The organism is Sinorhizobium sp. GQ132, from assembly GCF_059758575.1.
The window spans coordinates 1-24,683 of the sequence record NZ_JCAXDX010000010.1 but is presented as its reverse complement, the minus strand read 5'-3'; the positions used below and the strand labels follow the sequence as shown (position 1 = coordinate 24,683).

Here is a 24,683-nt window from a genome sequence, read left to right as displayed (position 1 = left end):
CATGTTTCGATGGCCGAATCGCTTCGGTTCCAGGAATATGCGGTAGTAGGGCTGCAGGGCCGTGTCGGAAGCTAATCTATTCGGCGGTGTCGGAGGTGCCGGATGCTGAACTGGACATTCACGCGTAACAGTCAGATCGCCGATCTTTCCGGCGCGAACGGGTCATCGATCACGACCACTCCTCCAGAACCACCCATTTCCCAGTCCGTGAAACCCAGGATCGCGCTGGCGCTCGGCGGCGGTGCTGCGCGAGGTTGGGCCCATATCGGTGTCCTGAAAGCCCTCGACGAGGAGGGCATCGAAGTCGGAATGATTGCGGGCACATCGATCGGTGCGCTGGTCGGCGGCTGTTACCTCGCCGGCAAGCTCGATGAGTTGGAGGCTTTCGCCCGCTCGCTTACCGTGCGCCGTATTGCCGGCTTGCTCGATTTCGCGATCGGCGGCGGTGGCCTCTTTGGCGGTCTGCGGCTCACCAAGCGGATGCAGGAACATCTGCAGAACCTCAGTATCGAGGATCTCGACCGGCCCTTCGTGGCCGTCGCCACGGAAGTCTACAGCGGCCACGAGGTCTGGATCGAGAAAGGATCCCTGATTACCGCCATTCGCGCATCCTACGCCTTGCCTGGCATCTTCGAGCCCGTCAACGCCAATGGCCGGACGCTCATCGACGGCGCGCTGGTCAACCCCGTTCCCGTTTCGGTCTGCCGCGCACATGAGCAATTGCACGTCGTCGCCGTCAACCTGAACTACGACGTCTACGGGCGCTCGGCGGTCGTCAAGCACAGTGCCGGCATGGAAACGCCGGACGCGCCGGCGACGGAGACAAACCGTTTTTCGGCACGGCTCGGCATGACCAGTGTGATGGTCCAGGCCTTCAACATCATTCAGGACCGCATTTCGCGCGCCCGGCTGGCTGGCGATCCGCCGGATCTGTCGCTCCACCCGAAGCTGAACGATATCGGACTTTCGGAATTCCACCGCGCCGGCGAAGCGATCGAGCGCGGTTATCAGGAAGCCAAGATCAAGCTTTCGGAAATCCGGCGCATGCAGGAACCGCTGCCTCGTTGAAAGGCCGGGAGAACTTGCGGATCGGCCCAAGTGTTCCAAGGCCCGTTGAGATCCGTACACCCGGCGCGCTTGTTTGATTTCTCCATTCCTGTGCTTGCCACAGGAGTCGAGTGGCGCACGGTCAGCCGTCATAAACTCAAAATGAATCCCAACAGGCCTTAGCCGGAGATATAGGCCTTGATCTGTTCGGCCTCGTTCTCGATGGCGCGGATGTGATATTTCACCACGTCTCCAATCGAAATAATGCCGGCCAGCCGGCCTTCCCGCTCCACGGGTAGATGACGCGCGCGAAATTTACTCATCATCTCCATCAGCGCGTCGACAGACATTTCCTCGCGACAGCAATAGACGTTCTGCCACATGACGGAAGAAACCGGCTTGTCGAGGCAGGCGGCACCATATCTCGCAATCGAGGCGACGATGTCGCGCTCCGTCATGATGCCCACGATATGCTCCTCCGGATCGACGACGACAACGGCTCCGATATGATTTTCATGCAGTAAAGTCGCGACCTGCTGCACCGTCACCTGCGCCGTGACCGTGACGACGTTGCTGCCTTTTTCGTTGAGAATCGCTTTCACCGACATGCGCACATCTCCCGTTGCGACAAAACCGGGCCGACGGGAAGAGTTTCCGTCCGTGCCGGTCACTGCACTTTCCTCCGGTGGAAGGAAGACCGCGATGACAGTGCAAATGGCCGCAGGAAACCCGTACCCATTCCGGCGCCTGCGCAGCCCTTCGCCTCCTCGAGCACAAAGCTACGCCGGCACCCGGCCTTTTCCGCGGTCGCCTCGAGCAATTCGGCGGCCGTGATGAATGGTGCTCCAGCGACTTCAGGAAATCAAGGCTTCTGCAGAAAGCCGTCCGCCTCTGCGGCGAAATCAGGCATCACGAAAAATTCCGCGGTTGACACAATCGATTGTCGCACCCCTCGCCCGAAGCCGGTCGAAGCTTCTTCCCGGCTGGCGGCGCCTCACCTTTCCTGCCTTCGGGGATCGAAGAATGCGAACAGAAGGAAGCCGAAGAGGAAACCGCCGATATGCGCCTCCCAGGCCACGCTTCCTGCCCCTCCGATCGACAGAATGCCAAAGCCCACCAGCAAATTGGTCAGGAACCATATCCCGGTGAAGACGAGCACGGACCGGTTGGTGAGCGTCTCCACGAACGACAGCCGCCGATTGAGATGGGCAAACTGGCGGCTGATGCGACCGCTCGGGGAAAATACGAACCGGGCCGCCGCCCCCATCAAGCCGGAAACGACACCCGAAGCCCCGATCACCACCGCCATCTCGCCCCAATGGAAGATGATGTGCAAGCCGACGGCGGCCGCCGCCGACAGGCACCAGAACAAGGCGAGCCTGGCCATCCCGATCCGTCTGACGACGGGTGCGCCGAACGCGACCATCCAGAAGACATTGAAGATGAGATGCTCCCAACTGCCGTGCAGGAAGGAATAGGTCACCGGCGTCCAGAGCCAGACCAGCCCCTGCTCACCGAGCGGCAGCGTGTAGCGCACCGGCAGAAAGGCAAAGTTGAGGATCAGCTCCTGGTCGATCTCGGCCGGCAGAACATAGGTCCTCAAGACATGGACCGCGATCAGGAACAAAAGGATGCCGGTCAGCCCCGGCGGAAGATTGAAGGCGGGCTCGCGACTGCGGACGCCGGGACTTTCGACATCGGTTTCCGGTGATGTTGCCGCCTGATCCCGTTCCATAGCTGCCTCTTCCCTTCGGTCGCTGCGGTTGCGCTCAAACGGCGGCGAACCGCCCGCAGCAGCGCGCAAGGGATAAGCAAACAAAAAAACGCCGTCCAGTGAAAACTGAACGGCGTCACGCGCCGATCCGCGCGTATCAGTCGATGTGCTGAAGGCAATCCTTCGTGAAGTGCTGCCGAATGAAATGGCAGCCGCCGGCGTCGAGCGCAATCGAAACCGGCCGTTAACCTTAATTTCGCGCTGGCACGAAAATCGCTCCATTCACTCAAGGACCACGCAATGGGCCGCCGACTCTCCCGATTCGGGACGGTCTGCGCCGCAACAACGACCGATCGGGCAAAAATGCGCAGCAGAACGAGCATGGAACTGTTTCAATACTGGAACGAAGTTCGCGGCGACCGCGATCTCCCGCGCCGTGACGAAATCCAGCCCGCCGATATTCGTTCACTCCTGCCCAACATCTTCATCCTCCAGGCGCAGGCGGACGGCGGAATACACTTTCGTCTCGCGGGCACCCACATCTGCGGCCTGTTCGGCGACGAACTCCGCCACCGTCAATTCTCCGCCTTGTGGCTCGGCGGACAGCAGGAGGAGGCTGCCGGTATCGCCGGTGAGGTCGTGAAGCGATGCACGCCGATGCTTCTGGCCGCGTCCGGCGCAACCGCAACCGGGGATCGGCTGGACGTGGAAGTTCTGCTCACCCCCCTCGCCTCTCCCGATGGCACGGGCGACCGCATACTCGGCGCGCTGTCGCCGCTGTCCCGTCCGATATGGCTGCACATGAAGCCATTGCAGCACCTTGTCCTCGACAGCCGGTGTGCCGCATTCCCCGCGTCTGAGCGCTCCACTGCCGGTCTGACCGCCAGCCGCATCGATGCCTGCGACCGCCCCTTCCGCATGACGCAGCACCTGCGCGTCTTCGAGGGCGGAAGACGAAACTGAGCGAACCTTCTGTTAATCGGTGCGGTCTATACTTTCGCCTGCAAACTATATCCATCATAGAGTGATCATGTTCTCCTTCCAGCATGCGCAGAACAGCGCCCCGAAACCACATCAGGAAAGTGCGTTTCAGCGCGTTTCGGTCAATCTTTCGGGACGACTGATGCTTGCCAGTCACGAGGAGTATGACTGTACCGCCTTGGAGATGTCGCCGGGCGACGTTCTCTTAACCTCCCCCGCGCGTCCGCGCGGCGGGGAGCGTATCATTGCCTATGTCGACCATGTAGGTCGCCTCGAAGGCACAGTGTCGCGCGTCGCGGACGATACGTTCGTGATTCAGCTCAACGCCACGGAGCGCAAGCGCGAGAAGCTTGCGGCACAGCTGACCTGGATCGCCAACAAACACGAACTCGGTCTGCCGGAAGACCGGCGCCATGACCGGCTTGCGCCCCGCAAGACATTGACGGAACTCACCGTCGATACCGGCGAGAGATACAGCTGTCGGATCATCGACCTCTCGCTCTCCGGCGCGGCGGTCGACATCGACACACGGCCCGCCGTAGGATCGCCGGTCAGGCTGGGCAATATGAAGGGCAGGATCGTCCGTCATTTCCAGGAAGGCGTCGCCATCGAATTCTCCGGGATACAGTCCCGCGAGGCGCTGACCGAGTTTCTGTAAGCGCACCCGACGTAGCCCCGGAATAACGTCCGCAGAGGCGGCGATTGCTCGGCGGACCGCCTGGACCAGGCCTCTGCCCTCGCCAGTGCAAATCGGCTCTTCCGCGACGGGCCGACAACAGAAACAGCTTCTGGTAAACCGGGCGTTACTCTTCCCAGCGATCTGGCACTACTTGCTGATGGCTCCGATGGGTCATACCGTCACCGGCTGCATGCCTGGCGGGACGCGCAATCGCGGTCCTGCCACGCTCGCCGCGACTATGTTTCTTCAAAATATTCAACGTCTTACGCGACCTTTTCCCCTAGTCGCTCCCGGTGGGCGCCGACAAGCGGCATAAAAATCGATAAATTTTGAATCGAATTTTATTACAGTTCTCCTCAATTTTTATTCTTATGTTATTCGAGTTTGTTCTTGTTTTTACTTCCGATCTTCGCCGCCGGTAAAAAACTCTGTGCCAATGTCGAACCACAACGGGGAGACAATCATGCGCACAATCATCACCATGGCGATCGCTGCCGCAGCCCTTGCCACCGGCCTCATCACCGGGGCGGCTTACGCGGCGCCGGCGAACATGACGGTCGGCGGCGCGACCAACCCGCCGATCGGACATTACGAGTTCTGCAAGGCCAATCCCTCCGAATGCCAGGCCATTGGCAAGGATCCTGGCCCGGCGGAGCTGACGCGCGAAAGCTGGAAGAAGATCCTCGAAATCAACTACGAGGTGAATCAGGCGATCGCTCCGATGACCGACATGGAAATCCATGGTGTCGAGGAAAACTGGTCCTACCCGGATGCCGTCGGGGACTGCGAGGATTACGTGCTGCTGAAGCGCCGCAAGCTGATCGAAAGCGGCTTCTCCCCCGCCGATCTTCTGATCACCGTCGTCCTGCAGCCGAATGGCGACGGTCATGCCGTCCTGACGGTGCGCACCGATCGCGGCGACTTCGTTCTCGACAACATGCGCAGCAAGGTGCTGCTCTGGTCGGACACGGAATATACCTACCTGAAGCGGCAGTCCTCGGAACATGCCGGGCGCTGGGTGAAACTGCAGGATGGTCGCGCTCTCGCCGTCGGCAGCGTCAGCGCGCAGTAACGACATGAGCAGGCGCAGGCCATGGCCTGCGCCTCTGATCGGCCCCCGTCGGCACCCCGTCCGGGCCCGGGCCGATTTTCCCGGGCCGCCGCCACGCTTCACCCAATATTAACCAAGTTGGACGAGCCTTGGCCGCGAGCGAGTTCCGCGCGGCGCGGTCATTCATTGGCCTTCGAGCGGATAGAACGCGCCCCTGATCAGGTATCCCACGGCGCAGCCATGAACCCGCCCCACATTCCCGAACCGGAACTCCTGCCGCTCCTTTCATCCCGCTCCGTATGCACAGCTGCCGCAGCCGTCGTGATCCTCCTTGCGCTGACGATCGCGCTCTCCTTTTCCGGACGCTGGTTCGGTCAACATCTCGCCCAGGCCGGCCACACTGCGAGCCGCGAAACCTACGACATCTTCATCGGCCAGGACCATTTGCGCCTGCCCGCGAATGTCATTCGCTTCGAAAACCAACGTAACACGAGCATCGTCGAGCGCGTGGATCTCTATCTCACCTGGCCGGGGCTCGAAGGCTACAGCGAGGAGACGCGGCCATTGTTCGACGATGTCAGCCGGCCGGAAAATCTGATCTTCCTGCAGGTCGCGCAAAGTACGATGTCTCGCGACATGTCGGGGCGTCTGGCCCCCGTCTACCGCCATGTCCTGCAGCACGCGCCGCAGGCCGGCCCCGAGGGCCTCACAAGGTACGACGCAAAGCCGGATTCCAGCTATGCCGGCGAAGTCTTCTTCACTGCCGAGAGGGACGGGCGCCCTGCCTATGTGCTGCGCTGCGTGCTTCCTGAGCCCCCCGCGGCATCGACGAGCGCCGATTGCCAGCGCGACGTTCACATGGGCAAGGACCTCATCGTTCTTTACCGTTTCTCCAGCAGGTTGCTGCCGCAGTGGCGTACCATCGAAGATTCGATAGAAACTTACATCAGCACACATCTCGTGCCGTGATTTTGACGAAGAGTCGTGATGCAGCCAATGCGCCGGCTAGAACGGGATGGGGGAGTATGCGCGGGGTTTTCGGCCGAGCCTACCAAACGTCATGATCTAGCGCGGGTTGAAGGTGCCGATCCTGAACAAAACGACCGGTGCCGGGCAACCAATCGTTCATCATAAACCGATTGGTAACGCTATCCCGATACTGTCTCGGGAAAGGTCGTATCCGGAGACGGCGTCCGGACGGCACCCCTGATATGAGAATGAAGAGCAATACAGTGTCTCAATCCGTTTTTTTTGATCTCGCGAAACGCCCGTTCGGCGTCTTTTCAGAAGTTGTGGGGCGGATTTTTCTTGCCGGCCTGATCGCCGCGCTGACCTTTTCGGCGCCCGCCTTCGCGAATTCCAAATATGCCGGCATCGTCGTCGACGCGAAAACCGGCAAGGTTCTTTACGGCGAAGACGCTGATCAATTACGCTATCCGGCTTCGCTGACGAAGATGATGACGTTGTATCTGACGTTCGAGGCGCTTGAAGCCGGACGGATCAGCAAAAGCACGCCTGTTCCCTTTTCCAAAAAGGCGTCGGCAGAGCCGCCGTCGAAGCTCGGTGTACGCGCCGGGCAATCGATCACCGTCGAGCAGGCGATCCTCTCGCTGGTAACGCGCTCCGCCAATGATGCGGCAACGGCGCTCGGCGAGCTCCTGGGCGGTTCGGAGCAGCGCTTCGCCCGGATGATGACCAACAAGGCCCGCGCGCTCGGCATGACACGCACCACCTATCGCAACGCCCATGGCCTGCCCAATTCCGAACAACGCACGACCGCCCGCGACCAGGCCCGCCTCGGCATCGCGCTCCGGCAGCATTTTCCGCAGTATTACGACTACTTCTCCACGCGCAGCTTCCGTTTCGGCAAACAGACGATCGGCAACCACAACCGGTTGCTCGGCAACGTCCGCGGAGTAGACGGTATCAAGACCGGCTATACACGCGCATCCGGTTTCAATCTCGTGACCTCGGCCCAGCTCGACGGGCGTAGCATCGTGGCGGTCGTCATGGGCGGCACGTCCGGTGGCGCCCGCGATGCGCAGATGCGCAAGCTCGTCGCGAAATACATGCCTTCCGCGTCGCGCCGCGGCAGCGGCAATCTGATCGCCCAGGTTCCGGCCGAACCCGTGACGACGGTAGCCGAAGCCGAAATACGGCCGGCAACCGCCGCGGCTGTCGCGTCGGCAGCGATGGACCTGCCGAATACCGGGCCGGTCCCGGATTTCCGCTACACCGGCGAAAGCGCCGGCAGCGTGGCGATGGCTTATGCATCGACGAAAGCGGCCTCGGACAATCCCGTGCTTGCAGCCAAGATCGCGCCGAACACGCTCGATTCACAGAGCGCCAGACTTGCCCAGGAAGCCGCTGGCGACGTCGATACGCAGATCACCAATTCGGTCGCCACAGCTGAAACCGCACCTGCCGCGGCCGAAGCGCGCACCGAAGCAACTGTCGGGATGCAGGGCTGGGTCATCCAGATCGGCGCCACGCCGGACAAGACGCAGGCCATGACGCTGCTCGACAATGCCAAGGAAAAGGGCGGCAAGGCACTGCGTAACGCCACCCCCTTCACGGTCGCCTTCAGCAATGGCGGAGCTCAGCTCTACCGCGCCCGCTTCGGCGGCTTCGACGATCAGGACAAGGCCGTCAACGCATGCAGGGCATTGAAGAAGAAGGGCTTCGCTTGCTGGGCGAGCCAGCAGTAAGAGACGCCATCTACTGCATGTTTCCTTTGGTCCAATCCGATCCAAGGACAAAGCATGCGGCAAACGAAGTGCTACAGCGACTTTTGCGCGGCTGATAAGACGCGCGGCGCTGCAGCGGCAGCCGGGCGTTTTCCGGCTGTCCTCCTCGGATTAGTACAGCGTGACGAGGTCAGCATGGCAATGAACGAGAACGTCCCCGGCGACAGCCTGATATCCGACCGGAAAGCAAGGTCTTCGCGCATCCGGCTGCATCCATTGCATGAGGCGGCCATGCGCATCGCCGACATCGGCCTGAACCGATCCAAGGCAAAGACCCGCGACCTGGTGGGTATGCTCCTTACGCATGGCGCGCGCGCGTGGCGTTCGACCCAGCCCCGGGCCGACATCCATCTGCATGTCGCGGCACCGGGTCGTAGTCATCCCCTCAGAATGCGCCTGCACTAAACAACGAAGGCCTGCTCATCTCTGTGCGCGTCACAGAGATGAGCAGCGCCGCGCCTGCGGCGCGGGAAGCGTTCTTTCAGGCCGGGGACCTGGTCTGGCTGAATCCTTGTGACGAGCACAGGATGAGGATCAAGCAAGCCGCGGCGCGTACCGGGAGAAGTGCATAGCGTTAGCAAGCGCCTCTTCCCGTCCGCCGGCTATAACAGCCCCAGTTCGGCAAGTTCACGCCGCAGTTCGAGCGGCATCTCCCCGCCATCGGCGAGCGAGGCAAGATCGCGCGGGGCTTCCTTCTCCTCGAGGTAGCGCCAGCCCTGAAAAGCCCGACGCGGCTGCGTTTCCGTCTCCATGACTTCCGGGCCGAGAAGGAGATTGCAGCGGCCGATGCCCTCGCCGTCGGTGAAGGTCTCGATGCCGATCAGCGGCTGTCGCGCCTGAACGTATCCCTTGATCACCCAATAGAGCGAACCGCCGGCGAGAAGCTCTTCCGTCCGCTTCGGGACCATCCGGGTCGTGTGGAAGGAGTGCGGCTGCTGCCCGGCTGCGATCGCCGCCAGGGCCTTGCGCGCCACCCATTCGCGCAGGTCCTCGATCGATTCGGCACCGACACAGAGTTTGATGAGATGCAAAGCCATGGCAAATCTTGAACACCCGGCCGACGGCTGCGGTCAAGCCGTCCGGGCATATTCGTCCACAGCCCCATCGGCTTCAGACTTATCGCTCAGCACTCGACCACGTTGACCGCGAGACCCCCGGTCGATGTTTCCTTGTACTTCTCGTTCATGTCCGCGCCGGTCTGGCGCATCGTCTCGATACAGGCGTCGAGCGGCACGAAATGCTTGCCGTCACCCTTGAGTGCGAGCGAGGCGGCCGTAACCGCCTTGACGGCGCCGAGGGCATTGCGTTCGATGCACGGCACCTGAACGAGACCTGCGACCGGATCGCAGGTCATGCCGAGATGGTGTTCGAGCGCGATCTCGGCCGCATTCTCGATCTGCTCGGGCGTTCCGCCCATGACGGCAGCAAGACCCGCCGCGGCCATCGCCGACGCTGATCCGACTTCGCCCTGACAGCCCACCTCCGCGCCGGAAATCGAGGCGTTGTGCTTGATGATACCGCCGATCGCCGCTGCGGTCAGCAGGTAATCCCGGATGCCTTCCTGATCGGCATCGTCGTGGAAATGCAGATAGTAGCGGATCGTCGCCGGAACGACGCCGGCCGCGCCGTTGGTCGGCGAAGTCACCACCCGGCCGCCGGCAGCATTCTCCTCATTGATCGCCATCGCATAGACGCTCAACCAATCATTTGCGAGGAGAGGATTGGTCTTGTTGGAGCGCCATTCCTCCTGCAGCTTGTCGTGGATCGCCCGGGCGCGCCGGCGCACCTTCAGACCGCCCGGCATGATGCCGTCCTGGCTGAGGCCGCGGTCGATGCAACTGCTCATCGCCGTCCAGATGCGGTCGAGCCCGGCGTCGAGCTCGTCCCTCGACATGCTGCATTCCTCGTTCGCGCGCTTCATCTGGGCGATCGTCAGCCCGGAGCGCGCGGCCATGTCGAGCATCTGCTGAGCCGTGGCAAAGGGATAGGGCACCTTTACGCCGGCGGGCTTGTTCTTCTGGGCCCTCATCGCGTCCAGTTCCGTATCGGTCACCACGAAGCCGCCGCCGATCGAATAATAGATGCGTTTCAGAAGCAGCCGGCCGTCCCGGTCGAAGGCGGAGAAGGACATGCCGTTGGCATGGCCCGGCAGCGGCGTCTTCTTGTCGTAGACCAGATCGGTTTTCGGCTGGAATATATAGCCCGGATGGCCCGGCGGGGTGATGCGGCCCGTACGCTCCACCTGCTCGATGATCCCGTCCATCCTGTCCGGCTCGACGAGATCCGGCCGCTCGCCCATCAGGCCGAGAATGACCGCCCTGCCCGTTCCATGGCCGATGCCCGTATGCGCCAGCGAGCCATGGAGGCTTACCTTGATGGCGCCGACAGCCGCATGAGACGGTCGCGGCCATTCATCCGACAGGATGAGATCGAGAAACCTGTTGGCGGCCGACATCGGCCCCATCGTGTGTGAGCTCGATGGACCGATACCGATCTTGAAAACGTCGAAGACGGAAAGAAACATGAATTGCCTGCCCAGAGCCTGACGCAACGTTGCTGGCGATGAGCTCCACGTTTGCGTCGATGATAGGACCGAAGCCGACCGTTTTCCTGCTCGGGCGGTGTCGATCGTTCCTAATATAGGATCGAAACCTAAGCGATCCTATGCCGACCCGTCAGGCGACCGACCGACATCGGATTCTGTTGGTGCGACATGCCGCTGAAGAACAGCGCATGTGATCGGCGATCGAGAGCGGTCAAAAAAAAGCGTTGCAGCCCGTGGACTGCAACGCCTTGCATTTCAATCTGTCTTCAGAAGCCGCCGAAGAGATAGGCGAGAACGAGAACACCCCCGAAACCCGCCACGGCGCGAACCGTCACGCCCCAGCACGACTTCTCTACTGTTTTGTCCATGATGTCTCCGAATACCGAAGCTCGGTAACCATTAAGTCGTGTGGCCGTCCAATAGCGAAGAATCTGTTAACGCGCAATGGTGAAATATGGCGAAATAGTGTCAAACCGATGCTGGACGCCTTGGACGCGGACACAAAGCCGTGTGCAAGCGGTGGAATCCCCGGAGCGCCCGCTCGGTGCTGCCGCCTCGATTTCGCCGTGAATCTTAAGACAGGCCGACATGCGTCCATCTTGCATTTTCGGACGACCGTGCCAAAACACCGCTATGACCTCTGAAGATTACCTCGCGCTCGTTATCTTCGTCCTCCTCTGGGCCGGCTTCAGCTGGGCTTCCGACGGGGGGCGCGGCTTCGAGCGCGTCAGCCTGACGCGTTTGATGAACGAGCACAGGGCGCGCTGGATCCGCAATTCGCTCAATCGCGATCTGAAGATGATCGACACGCAGATCATCGCCGGGCTGCAGGCTGGCACCGCTTTCTTCGCCTCGACGACGATCTTCGCGCTCGGCGGTTGTTTCGCATTGCTCGGCGCGACAGACCAAGTGCAGATGATCTTCAGCGACCTTCCGCAGATATTCCGAAGCGGGCGGACCGCCTTCGAGCTGAAAGTCGGCGGACTGACCTGCCTCTTCGGCTATTCCTTCTTCAAGTTCGGTTGGTCATACCGGCTGTTCAACTATTGCTCGATCCTGATGGGCGGCATACCGATGACGGCGGACATGCAACGCGACCAGAAGGCGGCCGAGCGCGCCGCGGAGCGTGCGATCCGCATGAACATACTTGCGGCCAAGCACTTCAATGCCGGGCTCCGGGCGATCTTCCTGTCGATCGGCTATCTTGGCTGGTTCATCAGCCCCTATGTGTTCATGGTGCTTACCGCCCTCGTCATCTTCGTCCTCGCGCGCCGGCAGTTCTTCTCCGAAGCGCGCGCCGCGCTGATCGAGAATGCGTAATAGGCTGCAGCGATTGTACCCGGTCCGCGGTTTGCGGTAAGCGATCGAATGACTGACGGCCCTCATTTCAACATATTCGCGACGCGACTGAAATGAGGCGCCCTCGTAGACCCATCTCCAGCAGCAGAGCGACTCTTCGATGTCCGAACACAGCGCGACGACGACCCCTGAAGTGCAAATGCGCACGGAGGTGACCGGAACCCACCGGATGGTCCTCCTGGATGCGCTGCGCGGCCTGGCCCTCGTCGCCATGGCCCTCTATCACTTTGTGTGGGATCTCGAATTCTTCGGCTATGTCGCGGCCGGCACCGCCGGGACGGGCGGCTGGCGGATGTTTGCACGCTTGATTGCCAGCAGCTTCCTGTTTCTTGCCGGTTACAGCCTCGTGCTCGGCCAATTCCCGAAACTCCGTCCGCGCGCTTTCGTCATACGTTTCGCGAAGATCGCCGGCGCAGCCGCGCTGATCAGCATCGGGACCTGGTTCGCCTTCCCCCAGTCGTTCATCTTCTTCGGGATTCTTCACGCCATTGCCGCGGCAAGCCTCGTCGGCCTCCTTTTTCTGAAATTGCCGGCCGCCGTTTCCTTTCTTGCAGCTGCCGCGGCCTTCGCGGCTCCCCTCTATCTGCGCTCGTCGTTTTTCGACATGCCGGCGCTCTGGTGGGTCGGCCTCTCGGAAGCGATCCCGCGCTCGAATGACTACGTTCCTCTGCTTCCGTGGGTTGCCCCTTTCCTGCTCGGCCTCGGCACCGCGAAGCTGCTCCACCCGCTATTTTCCGCCCGGCGCAGCCGAAGCGTCGGGACCCGTAAGCTCCCGTGGATGACGCCTCTCGCCTTTGGCGGCCGTCACAGCCTTCTGATATATCTCATCCACCAGCCGCTGCTCATCGCGGCAGTCTATCTTTTCTCTCTTGCCGTTCCCGCCCCGACGCCGGATCCGGCACAGGTCTATCTGCTGAATTGCGAACGGGCATGCAGCAACGAAAGTTCCGCGATCTCCTGCAGCGCCTTTTGCGGTTGCACACTCGCCGGCCTGAAGGAACAGAACCTGTTCGACGATCTGAACCTGGGCAAGATCGACGTGAGCACGGATGAACGCATTGCGCGAATCGCGGGTCAGTGCACAATGGATGCACAATCAGGAGAGGCACAGTCGGGGGACTAGGACATGAATGCCTTTCGTGCCAAGCCGCTGAAGTTTCCATGGCCGCCTCTGCTCTATGGCGCGGCCGTTCTCACCGCGCTGGCCCTTGGCCACCTTTTCCCGATTCCGGTGGCGCACGAGCACAGCTGGATCCTCTCGCTGGTGGGCTACGGCCTTGTCGTGCTGGCGATCACCATCGATCTCTGGGCCGTCAAGACCCTCCTTGACCGCCACACAGCCGTACTTCCGAACCGGTGCGCCACCTGCCTCGTTACCTGCGGCCCATTTCGTTTCACCCGCAACCCGATCTATTTCAGCTACACGCTGGCGATGACCGGCCTCGGATTGGCGACGATCAACCCCTGGTTCTTCATCACGGCAATTGCTGCGGTCGGATTGACCACGCTTTTTGCGATCCGCAAGGAGGAGCGGCACCTGCTGTCGCGCTTCGGTTTCGAGTTCGAGCGATATTGCCGGCACACGAGCCGTTGGATTTAAGCGGAGATGTCAGGTGCCGACGCCGATTTCGGCAAGGCGCGTGAGGCAGGCCTCTTCGACATTGTCGAGTTCGCTAAGTGTGTCTTCGATGTCCTTGCGCTTCTGCCGCAAGTCCTCGCGCTTCTCCTCGACGCGCTTGATCAAGAGCTGCAACTGACCCATCTCACCCGGCGGATCCTTGTAGACCTGAATGATCTCGCGAATTTCGGCAATGGTAAAGCCAATGCGCCGACCACGCAGGATCTCCTTTATGAGGTGCCTGTCGGCGGGGCGGAACAGACGCGTGCGGCCACGACGCTCCGGATGAATCAGACCCTCATCCTCATAGAAGCGCAGTGTCCGGGTCGAGATGCCGAATTCCCGGGTCAGCTCGGTAATGCTATAATATTTGTTCACGCAGCCATTCCATCAAAGTCGCCCCCAACTATTGTTGACTTTGACGTAAAAGTCAAACACGGCGGCCCCGCGTGCGTCGCACCTCAGCTGATACTGAACCACCATGTCGCAATGCCGAGAAAACTGAAGAAGCCGGTTATGTCGGTGACGGTCGTCACGAAGACGGCGGAAGAGACCGCCGGGTCGGCACCGTATCTTTCGAGCAGAATCGGGATCAGGATGCCGGCGAGAGCGGCGGCCATCATGTTGATCAGCATGGCGGTCGCGATGATGCCGCCGAGGTCGGGATCCTGGAACCAAAGTCCCGCAACAAGACCGATGAACGCACCGAAGATCACGCCGTTCAGGAGTCCGACGCCCGCCTCGCGGCGGATGATTCTCGGCGCGTTGTGAATATCGAGCCCCCGGGTGGCGAGCGCACGCACCGTCACGGTCATGGTTTGCGATCCGGCATTGCCGCCCATGCCCGCGACGATCGGCATCAGGACCGCAAGTGCGACGATCTGCTGGATCGTCGCATCGAACAGGCCGATGACCGAGGCAGAAACGCAAGCCGTCATCGAGTTGATGAAAAGCCAGGGAACGCGTGAGCGCGCGGCTTCCGCGACCGAGTCCGACAGCTCTTCGTCACCGACGCCGCTCAGGCGCAGGAAATCCTCTTCCGCCTCTTCCTGGATCACGTCGACCACGTCGTCGATCGTCAACACGCCGACGAGCCGGCCGTTTTCATCGACGACGGCGGCCGAGAGGAGGTCGTACTGTTCAAAAAGCTGCGCCGCCTCCTCCTGGTCCATTTCCGCCGGCACGGAATGGCTTGTGTCACGCATGATCGCATCGATCTTTACCGAGCGCTTCGCGCGCAGCACCCGGTCCAGATCGACTGCCCCGAGCAGCTTGAAAGTCGGATCGATGACGAAGATCTGCGTGAAACTTTCGGGAAGGTCGTCGTCCTCGCGCATGTAATCGATCGTCTGGCCGACGGTCCAGAAAGGCGGCACCGCGACGAACTCGGTCTGCATGCGCCGCCCGGCGGTGCTCTCCGGATAATCGAGCGAGCGGCGCAGGCGGACGCGCTCGGTAAAGGGAAGCTTGGCGAGGATCTCTTCCTGATCCTCCTCGTCGAGATCCTCGAGAATGTAGACCGCGTCATCGGAATCCATCTCGCCGATCGCCTCGGCAATCTGCTCGTTCGGCAGATGTTCGACGATGTCGAGACGGATTCCTTCATCGACCTCGGTCAGCGCAGCCAGGTCGAAATCCTTGCCAAGCAGCAGAACCAGTGCGATACGCTGCTCCGGCTGGATCGCCTCGATCAGGTCGCCCAGTTCTGAGGCATGAAGGCCGGCGACATGCTGGCGAAGGTAAATGATGTCGCGATCCGCGATTGCGGCGCCGACATGCATCAGGAAATCGGAGCGTACCGAGCCGTCTTCAGCGTAGATGTCCGAGTCGCCGTGGACAGCGATTTCGTCGGAACCGCGGTCGTCGTCGCCGGTGCTGCTCATGGCCCCCTCCAGAGATTACCGCCGACCGAGCCCGCGCCGGAACGGCTCCTCTGCCCTGCTAGCGCAAAGCTCCGCCTCAGTCCACAGTCGAGACGAGATCGGCGGTCCGCCTTGGAACATTTATCCAAGCTGTTGCAAAAACATAGGAAATGATGAAACGAATGTGACGATCCCACCGGGCGCCGGCCCGACCACTCACCCGAGCAGAGACATTTCTCATGGCTGTCCGACCGATCATACGCTTTCCAAGTGCGCTGCTGACGACCTCAGCCGAGCGGATCAGCCGGTTCGATGGCGCTCTTCGCCAGCTGTCAGAAGATCTCGTCGACACCATGCGCGCAGCCCCCGGCATAGGCATCACCGCGCCCCACATCGGCATTTTGCAGCGGCTGACGGCCATCGAAGTCGACCCGCAGATGGGACCGCGCAGCTTCGTCAACCCGGAAATCGTCTGGCAGTCGAGCGAGACGGTGCGCCACAGCGAAGGCAGTGTCTCGATGCCGGGTGTCACGGAAGAAGTGGAGCGGCCGGCGCGCGTGCGTGTCAGCTTTCAAACTCTGGACGGCGAGACACGCGAGGAAGAAGCCGAGGGATTGATGGCGGTCTGCCTGCAGCATGAGATCGACCAGCTCAACGGTATCTTCTGGATTCGACGGCTTTCCAGGCTGAAGCGCGAACGCGCCGTCAAGCGGTTCGAGAAATTTAACCGCGCCGAAGCATTTCCCGGCACGCAATGATTGCGGCACCCCTTCGATCTGCCGTAAACCGTCTTCCGGTCGGCCATCGGCTCCAAACAGCAAGGCGAAGGACAATTGATGAAGAAAATAGCCCTCATGCTTCTCTGCGGTGTTGCGCTTGCAGCCTGTACCGCAACCCCTCCCGACCTGGAGCCGCTTCCCGGAAGCCTCACCTATGGAGAAGCTGCCTCCTCTCGGAAGACCCGTGCGGCCCCTGGGACCATGATCCAGAACCGGTTCCTTCATAAGGGCACCATGGTCTTCGAGACCTATGAGGTTCAACCCGACCATACATATAAGCTCGTTCGCCGCAGCGTCGCCGACTCCTGGCCGCCCGGCGACTGATCACGGAACATTGTCGGCCTCCGCTCCGTTCCCTACTGCATGTATCCTCGGATCCTAGCCGGTCCAAGGACGAAAAATGCAGCAATTCAAGGTGCTACACCGACCTTTCGCCTCTCTTGAGGCGCGGCGCTGTAGTTAGCCAGTGGAGTCAAAGCGATGGCCAAATATCTTGACGAACGCGGCGATCCGGCCTCGGCAACGCACGGAGCGGATCGAGAGAATTTCACCGGTGAGGAAGCCAAGCAGGGCCGCACGGGCGTTCCGGTGCTTGGGGTCCTCGTCGGCGGACTGTTCCTCGCCCTCCTCGCCTGGGGCGCCGTCGAAATCTGGGGTGAAAGCACCGACAACGATCGCCTGACCGAAACCGAACAGGTTCAACCGGCGCCCTCGCCGGAGCAGACGGGCAGCGTCGGCACCGGACAGCCCGTCCCGACCGACCGGGATCCCACGGCACAGACCGGCACCGGCGGCGAGTCGCAGCAGGTTTCCCCGGAGGGGACCGAGAAATAATCGCCTGGTCGACGGCCGGGCCGGTGCAGGCGCTCAGAACATTATGAGAGGCGGTATGCCGGGCGAAGACGCTCACACTCGGCCCGTCTCTCCCTTCCCCTGTCTCTGTGCTGGAGATTCGGGCCGCCCCCGCTTCTTTGATTTCCTCATTCCTGTGCTTGTCACAGGAATCCAGCCAGACCAAGTCCTTGGGCTGAAAGAACACTTCCCGCGCCGCAGACGCGGCGCTGCTGGATCCCTGTGACGAGCACAGGATGAGGGTGAAGAGTGGCGCACGGCCTTAGTCCGACAGCTCCTCCGTCGAGCACTCGTAGAGCGTCTCGCCGCTCTGCATGTCGACGCCGGCGAGGCTCACCTCGTAGCCCCACAGACGGCGGACGTGGCGCAGAGTGGCATCGCGGCTGTTCTCCTCCAGGAGCACTCCATTCTTTACATTATGCTGCAATCGCAGGTGCCGGTCGCCCAACAAATCGACATCCATCACCTGGATGTCCGGCTGGCTGTTTCCGATGTCGTAGCTGCGGGCGAGAGCGCCGCGAATCGTTTCGTAGCCGCGCTCGTTATGGATGGATGCCACCTCGCAGAAATTGTCGTCCGCCTCGTCCGTCAGCAGGAACAGCCGAAACTTTCGGATCAGCGCAGGACTGAGGAATTGCAGGATGAAGGACTCGTCACGGTGGTTCGCCCAGGCATCGAGAAGCGTCTCGCGCCAATTGCCGGTGCCGGCGATTTCGGGAAACCAATCGCGATCCTCCGCCGTCGGCTCGACGCAGATGCGTTCGATGTCCTGCATCATGGCAAATCCCAACGCATAGGGGTTGATCCCCGGAAAGCGGGGATCGTCGAAGCCCGGCTGGAAAACGACATTGGTATGACTCTGGAGAATCTCCAGCATCGCGCCTTCGCTTATTTTGCCCTGGTCGAAGAGGCTGTTCATGATGGTGTAGTGGACGAAAGTGGCGCAACCCTCGTTCATGACCTTCGTCTGTCGCTGCGGATAGAAGTACTGCGCGATCACGCGAACGATTCGCAGTATCTCCCGCTGCCAGGGCTCAAGGATGAGGCTGGTCTTCTCCAGGAAATAGAGCAGGTTCTCTTCCGGGAGGTTCAGCGATTTTTTCCGCTCGGAGAGCTCCCGTTCCAATTGCGTCGGATCGTTATTCTCTCCCGCGGGCGGAAGCGTTCTCCACAGGTCGCTAAAGGTCTGCTCTTCATATTCCAGCCTCTCGCGCATCCGCTCCTGCTCTTTTTCGGTCGACAGACGCGGGGGCCGTCTGTAGCGGAAGACGCCCTGCTCCATGAGTGCATGGGCAGAGTCGAGGATCGCCTCGACCGCCGTCGTTCCGTGCCGTTCTTCGCATTTGCTGATGTATTTCTTCGCGAAGTCCATATAGCTGAGGATTGCGCTGGCGTCGGTCCACTGGCGGAAGAGGTAATTGTTCTTGAAAAAATGATTGTGGCCGAAGGCTGCATGTGCGGTCACCAGGGCCTGCATGGCCATGGTGTTCTCCTCCATCAAGTAGGTGATGCAGGGATTGGAGTTGATCACCAGCTCATAAGCGAGGCCCCGCCGGCCCCTGCGATAGAGATGATCCTCGAAAACGAAGCGCTTACCGAAGGACCAATGCTGGTACATGAGCGGCATGCCCACCGACGAATAGGCATCCAGCATCTGCTCGGAGGAGATGATCTCGAGCTGATTGGGGTATACGTCGAGACCGAGATCGTCGAGCGCGATCTCCTCGATGGCATCGTAGGTGCGCGCCAGCGTCTCGAAATTCCAGTCGGAACTTTGGAACAGAAGGTTTGAGGCGGCGCCCTTTGACATCCCGGTCCCTTTTCACTTGCGCAATTGCATTTCCGGCTGCTTGCCGAAGAGTTTTCGGAAGACGGGGTAGATATCCGCCGGTTTCGCGATGCGGGTCATCTGAAAATTCGGCCATTCGCCGTCGACGGTGCGATAGGCCCGCCAGAGCGAAGTCCCGTTATCGGTAGTGCCGAAAATCTCCGTCTCTCGCTCATCGATAATCTCGACATAGGCGTAGTATTGGCAAAGTCCCATCAGTTCGTCGTGAAGAAGGGAAGCGCAGCGTTCGGAGTCGCCTGAGATATTCTCGCCGTCCGATGCCTGCGCGGCATAGATGTTCCATTCATGGGCAGGATAGCGCTCCCGGATGACGCGCAGCATCTCCTCCAGCGCGGTGGAAACGACCGTGCCGCCGCTCTGCTTGCTGTAGAAGAAGGTATTCTCGTCGACCTCGCCGGCCTCGTCGGTGTGCCGGATGAACACGATGTCGATCCGCTCGTAGCGCCGCTTGAGGAAGAGGTGCAGCAGCACGAAAAAACGCTTGGCGAGGTCCTTTTCCCGCTCCCCCATCGAAGCGGAGACATCCATGAGGCAGAACATGACCGCACTCGCATTGGGCAGCGGCTGCGGCTCGAACCGGTTGAAGCGAATGTCCACGGGATCGACATAGGGAATACGCCGGCGCCGGCGCTCGAGACCGTCGAGCTTCTGGCGCAGTTCCTCCAGGCGCTGCCGGTGCTTGATGCGTCCGCGCGGCTCCGTCTCCAGCCCGGCAATCTCGTCGGCAATCGCCTCGATTTCCCGGCGCGACGGCCGCCGCAATGCGATGCGGCGTCCGTAGCTGTTGCGCATGGTGCGGCCGACATTGATGTTCGTCGGGGAGCCGCTTGCGCTGAAGCCGGCCCGCCGTCGCTTGAAGGTAACCGATTCCTTCAGATTGAGCTTTACCATATCGGGGAGTTCGAGGTCCTCGAAGAAGAGATCGAGCACCTCCTCGCGCGAAAGGACGAACTGAAACTCGTCTTCGCTCTGTCCGGTCCCGGCTCCCGCATTGCCCGCACCGCCACCTGACCCCCTTTTGGGGATACGGTCTCCCGCCGCGAACTCCCGGTTGCCCGGCAGGACGTGGCGTCGCTCGCCGCTGTTGGAGTCCGGCTGGAAAGCCGGCTCGTTGACGCCGCGGGCGGGCATGGACACGTTCTGTTCGGCATCGACATCCGCGATCTTGCCCGACTTGACCCGCTCTTTGATGGTGCGCTTCAGTTCCTCTCGTGCCCGTTTCAGGAAGCGTTGCCTGTTACCGAGACTCTTATCCTTCGGATTGAGGCGACGGTCGATGAAATTCGGCATTAGCTAACCCCCGCATCCGCAGCCTCAACCCGCCTTGTTTACACGCATGTACCAGTCGACGAGACGCCGCACCTGCCGTTCGGTGTACCCACGCTCCTTCATGCGCTGTACGAATTCGACATGCTGCTTCTCTGTGGAGCTGTCCTTCTTCGACCCGAAGCTGATGACCGGCAACAGGTCTTCGACCTGACCGAACATGCGCTTCTCGATGACCTCGCGAAGTTTTTCATAGCTCGTCCAGGACGGGTTCTTGCCATGGTTCTTGGCCCGCGCCCGCAAGGTGAACTTGACCACCTCGTTGCGAAAGTCCTTCGGATTGGCGATGCCCGCCGGTTTTTCGATCTGAGACAGCTCACTGTCCAGGATCTTGCGGTTGAGGATCTGCCCCGTATCGGGATCCTTGAAGTCCTGGTCCTCGAGCCAGGCATCGGCATAGGCGATATAGCGGTCGAACAGGTTCTGGCCGTATTCACTGTAGGACTCGAGATAGGCCTTCTGGATCTCGTGACCGATGAATTCCGCATAACGCGTTGCGAGTTCCGACTTGATGAAGTCGAGATAGGCTGCCTCCGTTTCCTTCGCAAACTGCTCGCGCTTGATGGCCTGCTCCAGGATGTACATCAGATGTACGGGATCGGCCGCGACCTCCTTCGTGTCGTAATTGAAGGCCTCGGACAGGACCTTGAAGGCAAAGCGCGTGCTGACGCCCGTCATGCCCTCATCGACACCGGCAGCGTCCCGATACTCCTGCACCGATCGTGCCTTCGGGTCGACATCCTTGAGGTTCTCGCCGTCATAGACGCGCATCTTGGTGTAGAGAGACGAGTTCTCGTGAGGAACGAGCCGGGTGGATACGGTGAAGCGGCTCAGTATCTCCAACACCTCGGGTGCGCAGGGATTGCTGACCAGTTCGCTCTCGCGAAGAAGCTTTTCGTAGATCTGCTTCTCCTCGGTGACGCGCAGGCAATAGGGCACCTTGACCACCAGGATGCGGTCCAGGAAAGCCTCGTTGTTGCGGTTGTTCTTGAACTGCAGCCATTCCGATTCGTTGGAGTGGGCGAGAATGGTGCCCTGAAACGGGAATGCGCCGAAGTTTTCCGTACCGTTGTAGCTGCCTTCCTGGGTCGCCGTCAGAAGAGGATGCAGAACCTTGATCGGCGCCTTGAACATTTCGACGAATTCGAGCAGCCCCTGCGTCGTGCGGTTCAGGCCGCCGCTGTAGGAGTAGGCATCCGGGTCGGCCTGGCTGTAGTTCTCGAGCTGGCGGATATCGACCTTGCCGACAAGCGAGGAGACATCCTGATTGTTCTCGTCGCCCGGCTCGGTCTTGGCGATGCCGATCTGACGCAGGCGCGACGGCATCAGCTTGACGACGCTGAACTTGGATATGTCGCCACCGACCTCGTCCAGCCGCTTGGCGGCCCAGGGAGAGATCAGGCCTGTCAGCCTCCTACGGGCGATGCCGTATTTGTCTTCCAGGAGATCGGCCATCCGTTCGGGATGGAACAGGCCGAGCGGCGATTCGAAAACCGGGCTGATCTTGCCGTCGACCATCAGCGTGTAGATGGGTCGAAGTTCCATCAGCTTCTTCAATCTTTCGGCGAGCGAAGACTTGCCGCCGCCGACCGGCCCCAGAAGATAAAGGATCTGCTTGCGCTCCTCGAGACCCTGGGCGGCATAGCGGAAGTAGCCGACGATCCGCTCGATCGTGTCTTCCATGCCGAAGAAGTCGGAGAAGGCCGGGTAGATTTTGATGGTTCGGTTTGCGAAGATCCGACCTAAACGCTCGTCAGCGCTGGTATCGACGAGAATCGGGTCTCCAATTGCGTCCACCATTCGTTCCTGAGCGGTGGCGTACATGCTTTTGTCATCGCGACATGCGAGGAGATATTCCTGTAGACTTATCTCTTCTTGCGCTGCACTCGTATAAATCTCCGAAAAGAGATCGAAGACGTCAGATTCACTCCTTTGCATCGTGCTCTCCCGCGGCGGGCCGCTTGGTTGAAACGGGCTCGCTGCCTTTCGGCATCTGCTTCAGGTGAACGGTTTTCCTAGCTTCAAAGTTCCTTCACGTAACCGACACTGAAACGGATACCGAAGCAGCAGCCAGCGACGAACATCCGCCTATCAGTTCGGGACCGACCGATCGGCGCCTCATGAACGTTATGAGGCGCACTCCGCAAGACTCGTCGCTCTGTCACCCCATCATGCCGGCGCTTCTCGCGAATCCGTCATGACAAGCGAATCATAACTTGTCCCTGCTCATTCGCCGACTTTTTTTTTGCGATTCCACGAATTTAGCCATCAACAACATCGTGTAGAACGGTGATTTCGTGATCGGGCACCGCCATGTCGATGTCGTGGCGGGCGCTCCGCATCGGCACGGAGCAGAGACCTGGACGACGCTGTGGCCCGAGGCATGACGCCGAGCTGTTTTGCGCCGTAAATCAGAGGATAGTCCTCGCGTCCTACCGCGTCCAGCAACAACGTCGTGAAAGAGGATTAAAAATAAAAAAACCCACGGAACCATTTGGTTACGAGGGCTTCTTCATCTTAGATGGTGCGGTCGAGAAGACTCGAACTTCCACGGGTTGCCCCACAGCGACCTCAACGCTGCGCGTCTACCAATTCCGCCACGACCGCATCGTGGTAGGTGCCGATTGCGTCGGCGGGGCTGCATGTAGCAAAAGGATTCCGGGTGCACAAGTGCGTGACGACAGAAATTTGACGAGAAACAAAACTATTTCGATCGGCTCCCCGCGAACCACTGGAAACGCTGGACTCTTGCCGTCGGCGACCCCATGTACAGGCCGGAAAAAATCAGTATTCGCAAGGTTCCCATGCAACGCGAAGATCTTATCCAGAGCATGTTTGCTCCGCCGGATGCACCGCCGGTGCGGTGGCGCATTGCGCCTTCCCTCGTCGAATATCCGGAGGCCGTCGAGACGATGGAGCGCGAAGCCGCCGCGATCGCGGACGGCACCGCCGACGAGCTGGTCTGGCTGGTCGAGCACCCGCCGCTTTTCACCGCGGGAACCAGCGCCAACGCCGCCGACCTCGTGATGCCGGATATGCTCCCGGTTTTTGCCACCGGAAGAGGCGGCGAATACACCTATCACGGTCCCGGGCAGCGGGTCGTCTACGTCATGCTCGACTTGAAGCGCAGACGCCAGGACGTCCGCGGATTTGTCGCCGCACTCGAGAGCGTCATCATCGCCACACTCGATTCCATGAATGTCAAGGGCGAACGCCGTGAAGATCGTGTCGGCGTCTGGGTGCGCCGCCCGGAAAAGCCGCCGCTCATGGACGGCACGATGGCGGAGGACAAGATAGCGGCAATCGGCATTCGCTTGCGCAAATGGGTGAGCTTTCACGGATTGTCGTTGAACGTCGATCCGGACCTTGAGCATTTCGGGGGCATCGTGCCTTGCGGCATTCGCGGCTATGGTGTCACCAGCCTCGTCGATCTCGGTCTGCCCGTCATGATGGCCGATGTCGATATCAGGCTGAGGGAGGCCTTCGAAAGGGTCTTCGGCCCGACCCGCATCGAGAACGAATAGCAGGGTCCCACGGCACGTTGCTCCGTTCGGAAACGTCGGCAAAGCCGCTTTTAGCCGTCTTTTTGCCGCTTCACATTGCCCCATCCGCAAGGAAAAGCCTATAAGCTCCCCTCACCTTCGCCCCACCGCGGGCAGTCAGGGTGCCTCGGCACCCGACAACGACAACAGGCGAAAGGAGCTACCATGCTGTTATCAACCGAGAATGCGATTGCACGTCTGCGTGAGACAGGAGACGGCGATACGCTGGGCGGTCGTATCTGGAGAGCGCGTGACGCGACGGGACTCTCTACCAAGGAGCTTGCCAGCAAGCTCGGTGTCCGCAGCGACACCATTTCCTCCTGGGAACGCGATCGCGCCGAGCCACGGGCCAATCGCCTGTTCATGCTGGCCGGCGTGCTTGGCGTGACGCCCGCCTGGCTGATGGCCGGTATCGGACGCGCACCGGATGATAACGCCGCAGATGCTTCGGGGGACGAACTTCGCAAGCAGCTGGATCTCGTAAAGAAGCTGCACGATCAAACCGCCGAGGCCATTTCGGCACTCGAGATGGAATTCGAACGCCTGACCCAGGACGTTCGGTGATCGGATAGGATTTTTCCTCTTGCCGGTGGCGACCGGCGCGATATGACGGTCGCCCCGCCTCGTTGTTCTTAGTTTGATGGAGTAGAGAAATGGACGTACGCGCCGCCGTGGCCCTGGAAGCCGGCAAGCCGCTGGAGGTCATGACCGTGCAGCTCGAAGGCCCTCGGG

24 protein-coding genes, 1 tRNA gene and 1 pseudogene are annotated in these 24,683 nt (G+C 60.8%); 16 read left to right on the top strand and 10 right to left on the bottom strand.

Annotated features, from left to right (window positions below):
- Positions 1-102: 102 nt before the first annotated feature.
- Entirely contained in the window at positions 103-1,068 is a 966-nt protein-coding gene (locus AC6CIG_RS22530) for a patatin-like phospholipase family protein (RefSeq protein WP_018097837.1), read from the top strand.
- 158 nt (positions 1,069-1,226) lie between these two features.
- On the opposite strand, the gene AC6CIG_RS22525 is transcribed toward AC6CIG_RS22530, so the two are convergent.
- Together AC6CIG_RS22525 and AC6CIG_RS22520 are read right to left on the bottom strand one after the other, a co-directional pair.
- A complete protein-coding gene (locus tag AC6CIG_RS22525) occupies positions 1,227-1,655 on the bottom strand; it encodes a CBS domain-containing protein (RefSeq protein ID WP_018097838.1) in 429 nt (142 codons plus the stop codon).
- A 386-nt stretch (positions 1,656-2,041) separates the two neighbouring features.
- Entirely contained in the window at positions 2,042-2,782 is a 741-nt protein-coding gene (locus AC6CIG_RS22520) for a rhomboid family intramembrane serine protease (protein WP_018097839.1), read from the bottom strand.
- A gap of 360 nt (positions 2,783-3,142) precedes the next feature.
- Between AC6CIG_RS22520 and AC6CIG_RS22515 the strand changes: the two genes are divergently transcribed.
- From AC6CIG_RS22515 to AC6CIG_RS22490, 6 genes are all read left to right on the top strand, one after another.
- Positions 3,143-3,724, top strand: a complete 582-nt coding sequence (locus tag AC6CIG_RS22515; protein ID WP_437407804.1) for a PAS domain-containing protein — start codon at positions 3,143-3,145, stop codon at positions 3,722-3,724.
- Between the two features lie 67 nt (positions 3,725-3,791).
- Positions 3,792-4,400 (top strand): PilZ domain-containing protein, encoded by a 609-nt coding sequence (locus tag AC6CIG_RS22510; protein WP_018097840.1) that lies wholly within the window; start codon positions 3,792-3,794, stop codon positions 4,398-4,400.
- Positions 4,401-4,884: 484 nt separating this feature from the next.
- Positions 4,885-5,493 (top strand): transglutaminase-like cysteine peptidase, encoded by a 609-nt coding sequence (locus tag AC6CIG_RS22505; RefSeq protein ID WP_127710734.1) that lies wholly within the window; start codon positions 4,885-4,887, stop codon positions 5,491-5,493.
- Between the two features lie 219 nt (positions 5,494-5,712).
- Positions 5,713-6,441, top strand: a complete 729-nt coding sequence (locus AC6CIG_RS22500; protein WP_437407806.1) for a hypothetical protein — start codon at positions 5,713-5,715, stop codon at positions 6,439-6,441.
- 242 nt (positions 6,442-6,683) lie between these two features.
- Positions 6,684-8,180, top strand: a complete 1,497-nt coding sequence (locus AC6CIG_RS22495) for an SPOR domain-containing protein (protein ID WP_437407807.1) — start codon at positions 6,684-6,686, stop codon at positions 8,178-8,180.
- A gap of 174 nt (positions 8,181-8,354) precedes the next feature.
- The gene (locus AC6CIG_RS22490) at positions 8,355-8,624 is read left to right on the top strand and encodes a hypothetical protein (RefSeq protein ID WP_018097844.1); all 270 of its coding nucleotides are present in this window, start codon (positions 8,355-8,357) and stop codon (positions 8,622-8,624) included.
- A gap of 197 nt (positions 8,625-8,821) precedes the next feature.
- On the opposite strand, the gene AC6CIG_RS22485 is transcribed toward AC6CIG_RS22490, so the two are convergent.
- Both AC6CIG_RS22485 and AC6CIG_RS22480 read right to left on the bottom strand, forming a co-directional pair.
- On the bottom strand, positions 8,822-9,256 hold the full coding sequence (locus tag AC6CIG_RS22485; RefSeq protein WP_018097845.1) for a DUF1489 family protein: 435 nt from the start codon (positions 9,254-9,256) through the stop codon (positions 8,822-8,824).
- 86 nt (positions 9,257-9,342) lie between these two features.
- Complete coding sequence (locus AC6CIG_RS22480) at positions 9,343-10,743, bottom strand: L-serine ammonia-lyase (protein ID WP_437407808.1); 1,401 nt, start codon at positions 10,741-10,743, stop codon at positions 9,343-9,345.
- A 609-nt stretch (positions 10,744-11,352) separates the two neighbouring features.
- Between AC6CIG_RS22480 and AC6CIG_RS22475 the strand changes: the two genes are divergently transcribed.
- The 3 genes from AC6CIG_RS22475 (at position 11,353) to AC6CIG_RS22465 (ending at position 13,723) form a co-directional block, all read left to right on the top strand.
- A complete protein-coding gene (locus AC6CIG_RS22475) occupies positions 11,353-12,084 on the top strand; it encodes a DUF599 domain-containing protein (RefSeq protein ID WP_018097847.1) in 732 nt (243 codons plus the stop codon).
- Positions 12,085-12,223: 139 nt separating this feature from the next.
- Positions 12,224-13,246, top strand: coding sequence for a heparan-alpha-glucosaminide N-acetyltransferase (locus tag AC6CIG_RS22470; RefSeq protein ID WP_437407809.1), 1,023 nt, complete (start codon positions 12,224-12,226; stop codon positions 13,244-13,246).
- 3 nt (positions 13,247-13,249) lie between these two features.
- On the top strand, positions 13,250-13,723 hold the full coding sequence (locus AC6CIG_RS22465) for a methyltransferase family protein (RefSeq protein WP_437407810.1): 474 nt from the start codon (positions 13,250-13,252) through the stop codon (positions 13,721-13,723).
- 9 nt (positions 13,724-13,732) lie between these two features.
- On the opposite strand, the gene AC6CIG_RS22460 is transcribed toward AC6CIG_RS22465, so the two are convergent.
- Entirely contained in the window at positions 13,733-14,119 is a 387-nt protein-coding gene (locus AC6CIG_RS22460) for a MerR family transcriptional regulator (protein ID WP_003536722.1), read from the bottom strand.
- Positions 14,120-14,202: 83 nt separating this feature from the next.
- Positions 14,203-15,624: a magnesium transporter gene (gene mgtE / locus AC6CIG_RS22455; protein WP_018097850.1), complete on the bottom strand. Its 1,422-nt coding sequence runs from the start codon at positions 15,622-15,624 to the stop codon at positions 14,203-14,205.
- Between the two features lie 218 nt (positions 15,625-15,842).
- On the opposite strand from mgtE, the gene AC6CIG_RS22450 reads away from it, so the two are divergent.
- The 3 genes from AC6CIG_RS22450 to AC6CIG_RS22440 all read left to right on the top strand — a co-directional run bounded on the left by AC6CIG_RS22450 (position 15,843) and on the right by AC6CIG_RS22440 (position 17,216).
- Positions 15,843-16,361: a peptide deformylase gene (locus AC6CIG_RS22450; RefSeq protein WP_437407811.1), complete on the top strand. Its 519-nt coding sequence runs from the start codon at positions 15,843-15,845 to the stop codon at positions 16,359-16,361.
- Positions 16,362-16,439: 78 nt separating this feature from the next.
- The gene (locus AC6CIG_RS22445; protein WP_102762927.1) at positions 16,440-16,706 is read left to right on the top strand and encodes a hypothetical protein; all 267 of its coding nucleotides are present in this window, start codon (positions 16,440-16,442) and stop codon (positions 16,704-16,706) included.
- 156 nt (positions 16,707-16,862) lie between these two features.
- Positions 16,863-17,216 (top strand): hypothetical protein, encoded by a 354-nt coding sequence (locus AC6CIG_RS22440; protein WP_010969207.1) that lies wholly within the window; start codon positions 16,863-16,865, stop codon positions 17,214-17,216.
- 280 nt (positions 17,217-17,496) lie between these two features.
- Here the strand turns inward: AC6CIG_RS22440 and AC6CIG_RS22435 are convergent, their stop codons facing one another.
- The 4 genes from AC6CIG_RS22435 to AC6CIG_RS22420 form a co-directional block, all read right to left on the bottom strand.
- A complete protein-coding gene (locus tag AC6CIG_RS22435) occupies positions 17,497-19,044 on the bottom strand; it encodes a SpoVR family protein (RefSeq protein ID WP_498323842.1) in 1,548 nt (515 codons plus the stop codon).
- 12 nt (positions 19,045-19,056) lie between these two features.
- Positions 19,057-20,373 carry a YeaH/YhbH family protein gene (locus AC6CIG_RS22430; RefSeq protein WP_018097853.1) on the bottom strand — a complete coding sequence of 439 codons (1,317 nt, stop codon included), beginning with the start codon at positions 20,371-20,373 and terminating at the stop codon, positions 19,057-19,059.
- A 24-nt stretch (positions 20,374-20,397) separates the two neighbouring features.
- Positions 20,398-22,347 carry a PrkA family serine protein kinase gene (locus tag AC6CIG_RS22425; RefSeq protein ID WP_018097854.1) on the bottom strand — a complete coding sequence of 650 codons (1,950 nt, stop codon included), beginning with the start codon at positions 22,345-22,347 and terminating at the stop codon, positions 20,398-20,400.
- A gap of 584 nt (positions 22,348-22,931) precedes the next feature.
- Positions 22,932-23,016: transfer RNA gene (locus AC6CIG_RS22420), tRNA-Leu, on the bottom strand.
- A gap of 158 nt (positions 23,017-23,174) precedes the next feature.
- On the opposite strand from AC6CIG_RS22420, the gene lipB reads away from it, so the two are divergent.
- The 3 genes and pseudogenes from lipB to AC6CIG_RS22405 form a co-directional block, all read left to right on the top strand.
- Positions 23,175-23,933, top strand: coding sequence for a lipoyl(octanoyl) transferase LipB (gene lipB, locus AC6CIG_RS22415; RefSeq protein ID WP_018097855.1), 759 nt, complete (start codon positions 23,175-23,177; stop codon positions 23,931-23,933).
- Positions 23,934-24,116: 183 nt separating this feature from the next.
- Positions 24,117-24,515, top strand: a complete 399-nt coding sequence (locus AC6CIG_RS22410) for a helix-turn-helix domain-containing protein (protein WP_437407813.1) — start codon at positions 24,117-24,119, stop codon at positions 24,513-24,515.
- Positions 24,516-24,604: 89 nt separating this feature from the next.
- Positions 24,605-24,683: pseudogene (locus AC6CIG_RS22405) on the top strand (GNAT family N-acetyltransferase); the annotation flags it as partial.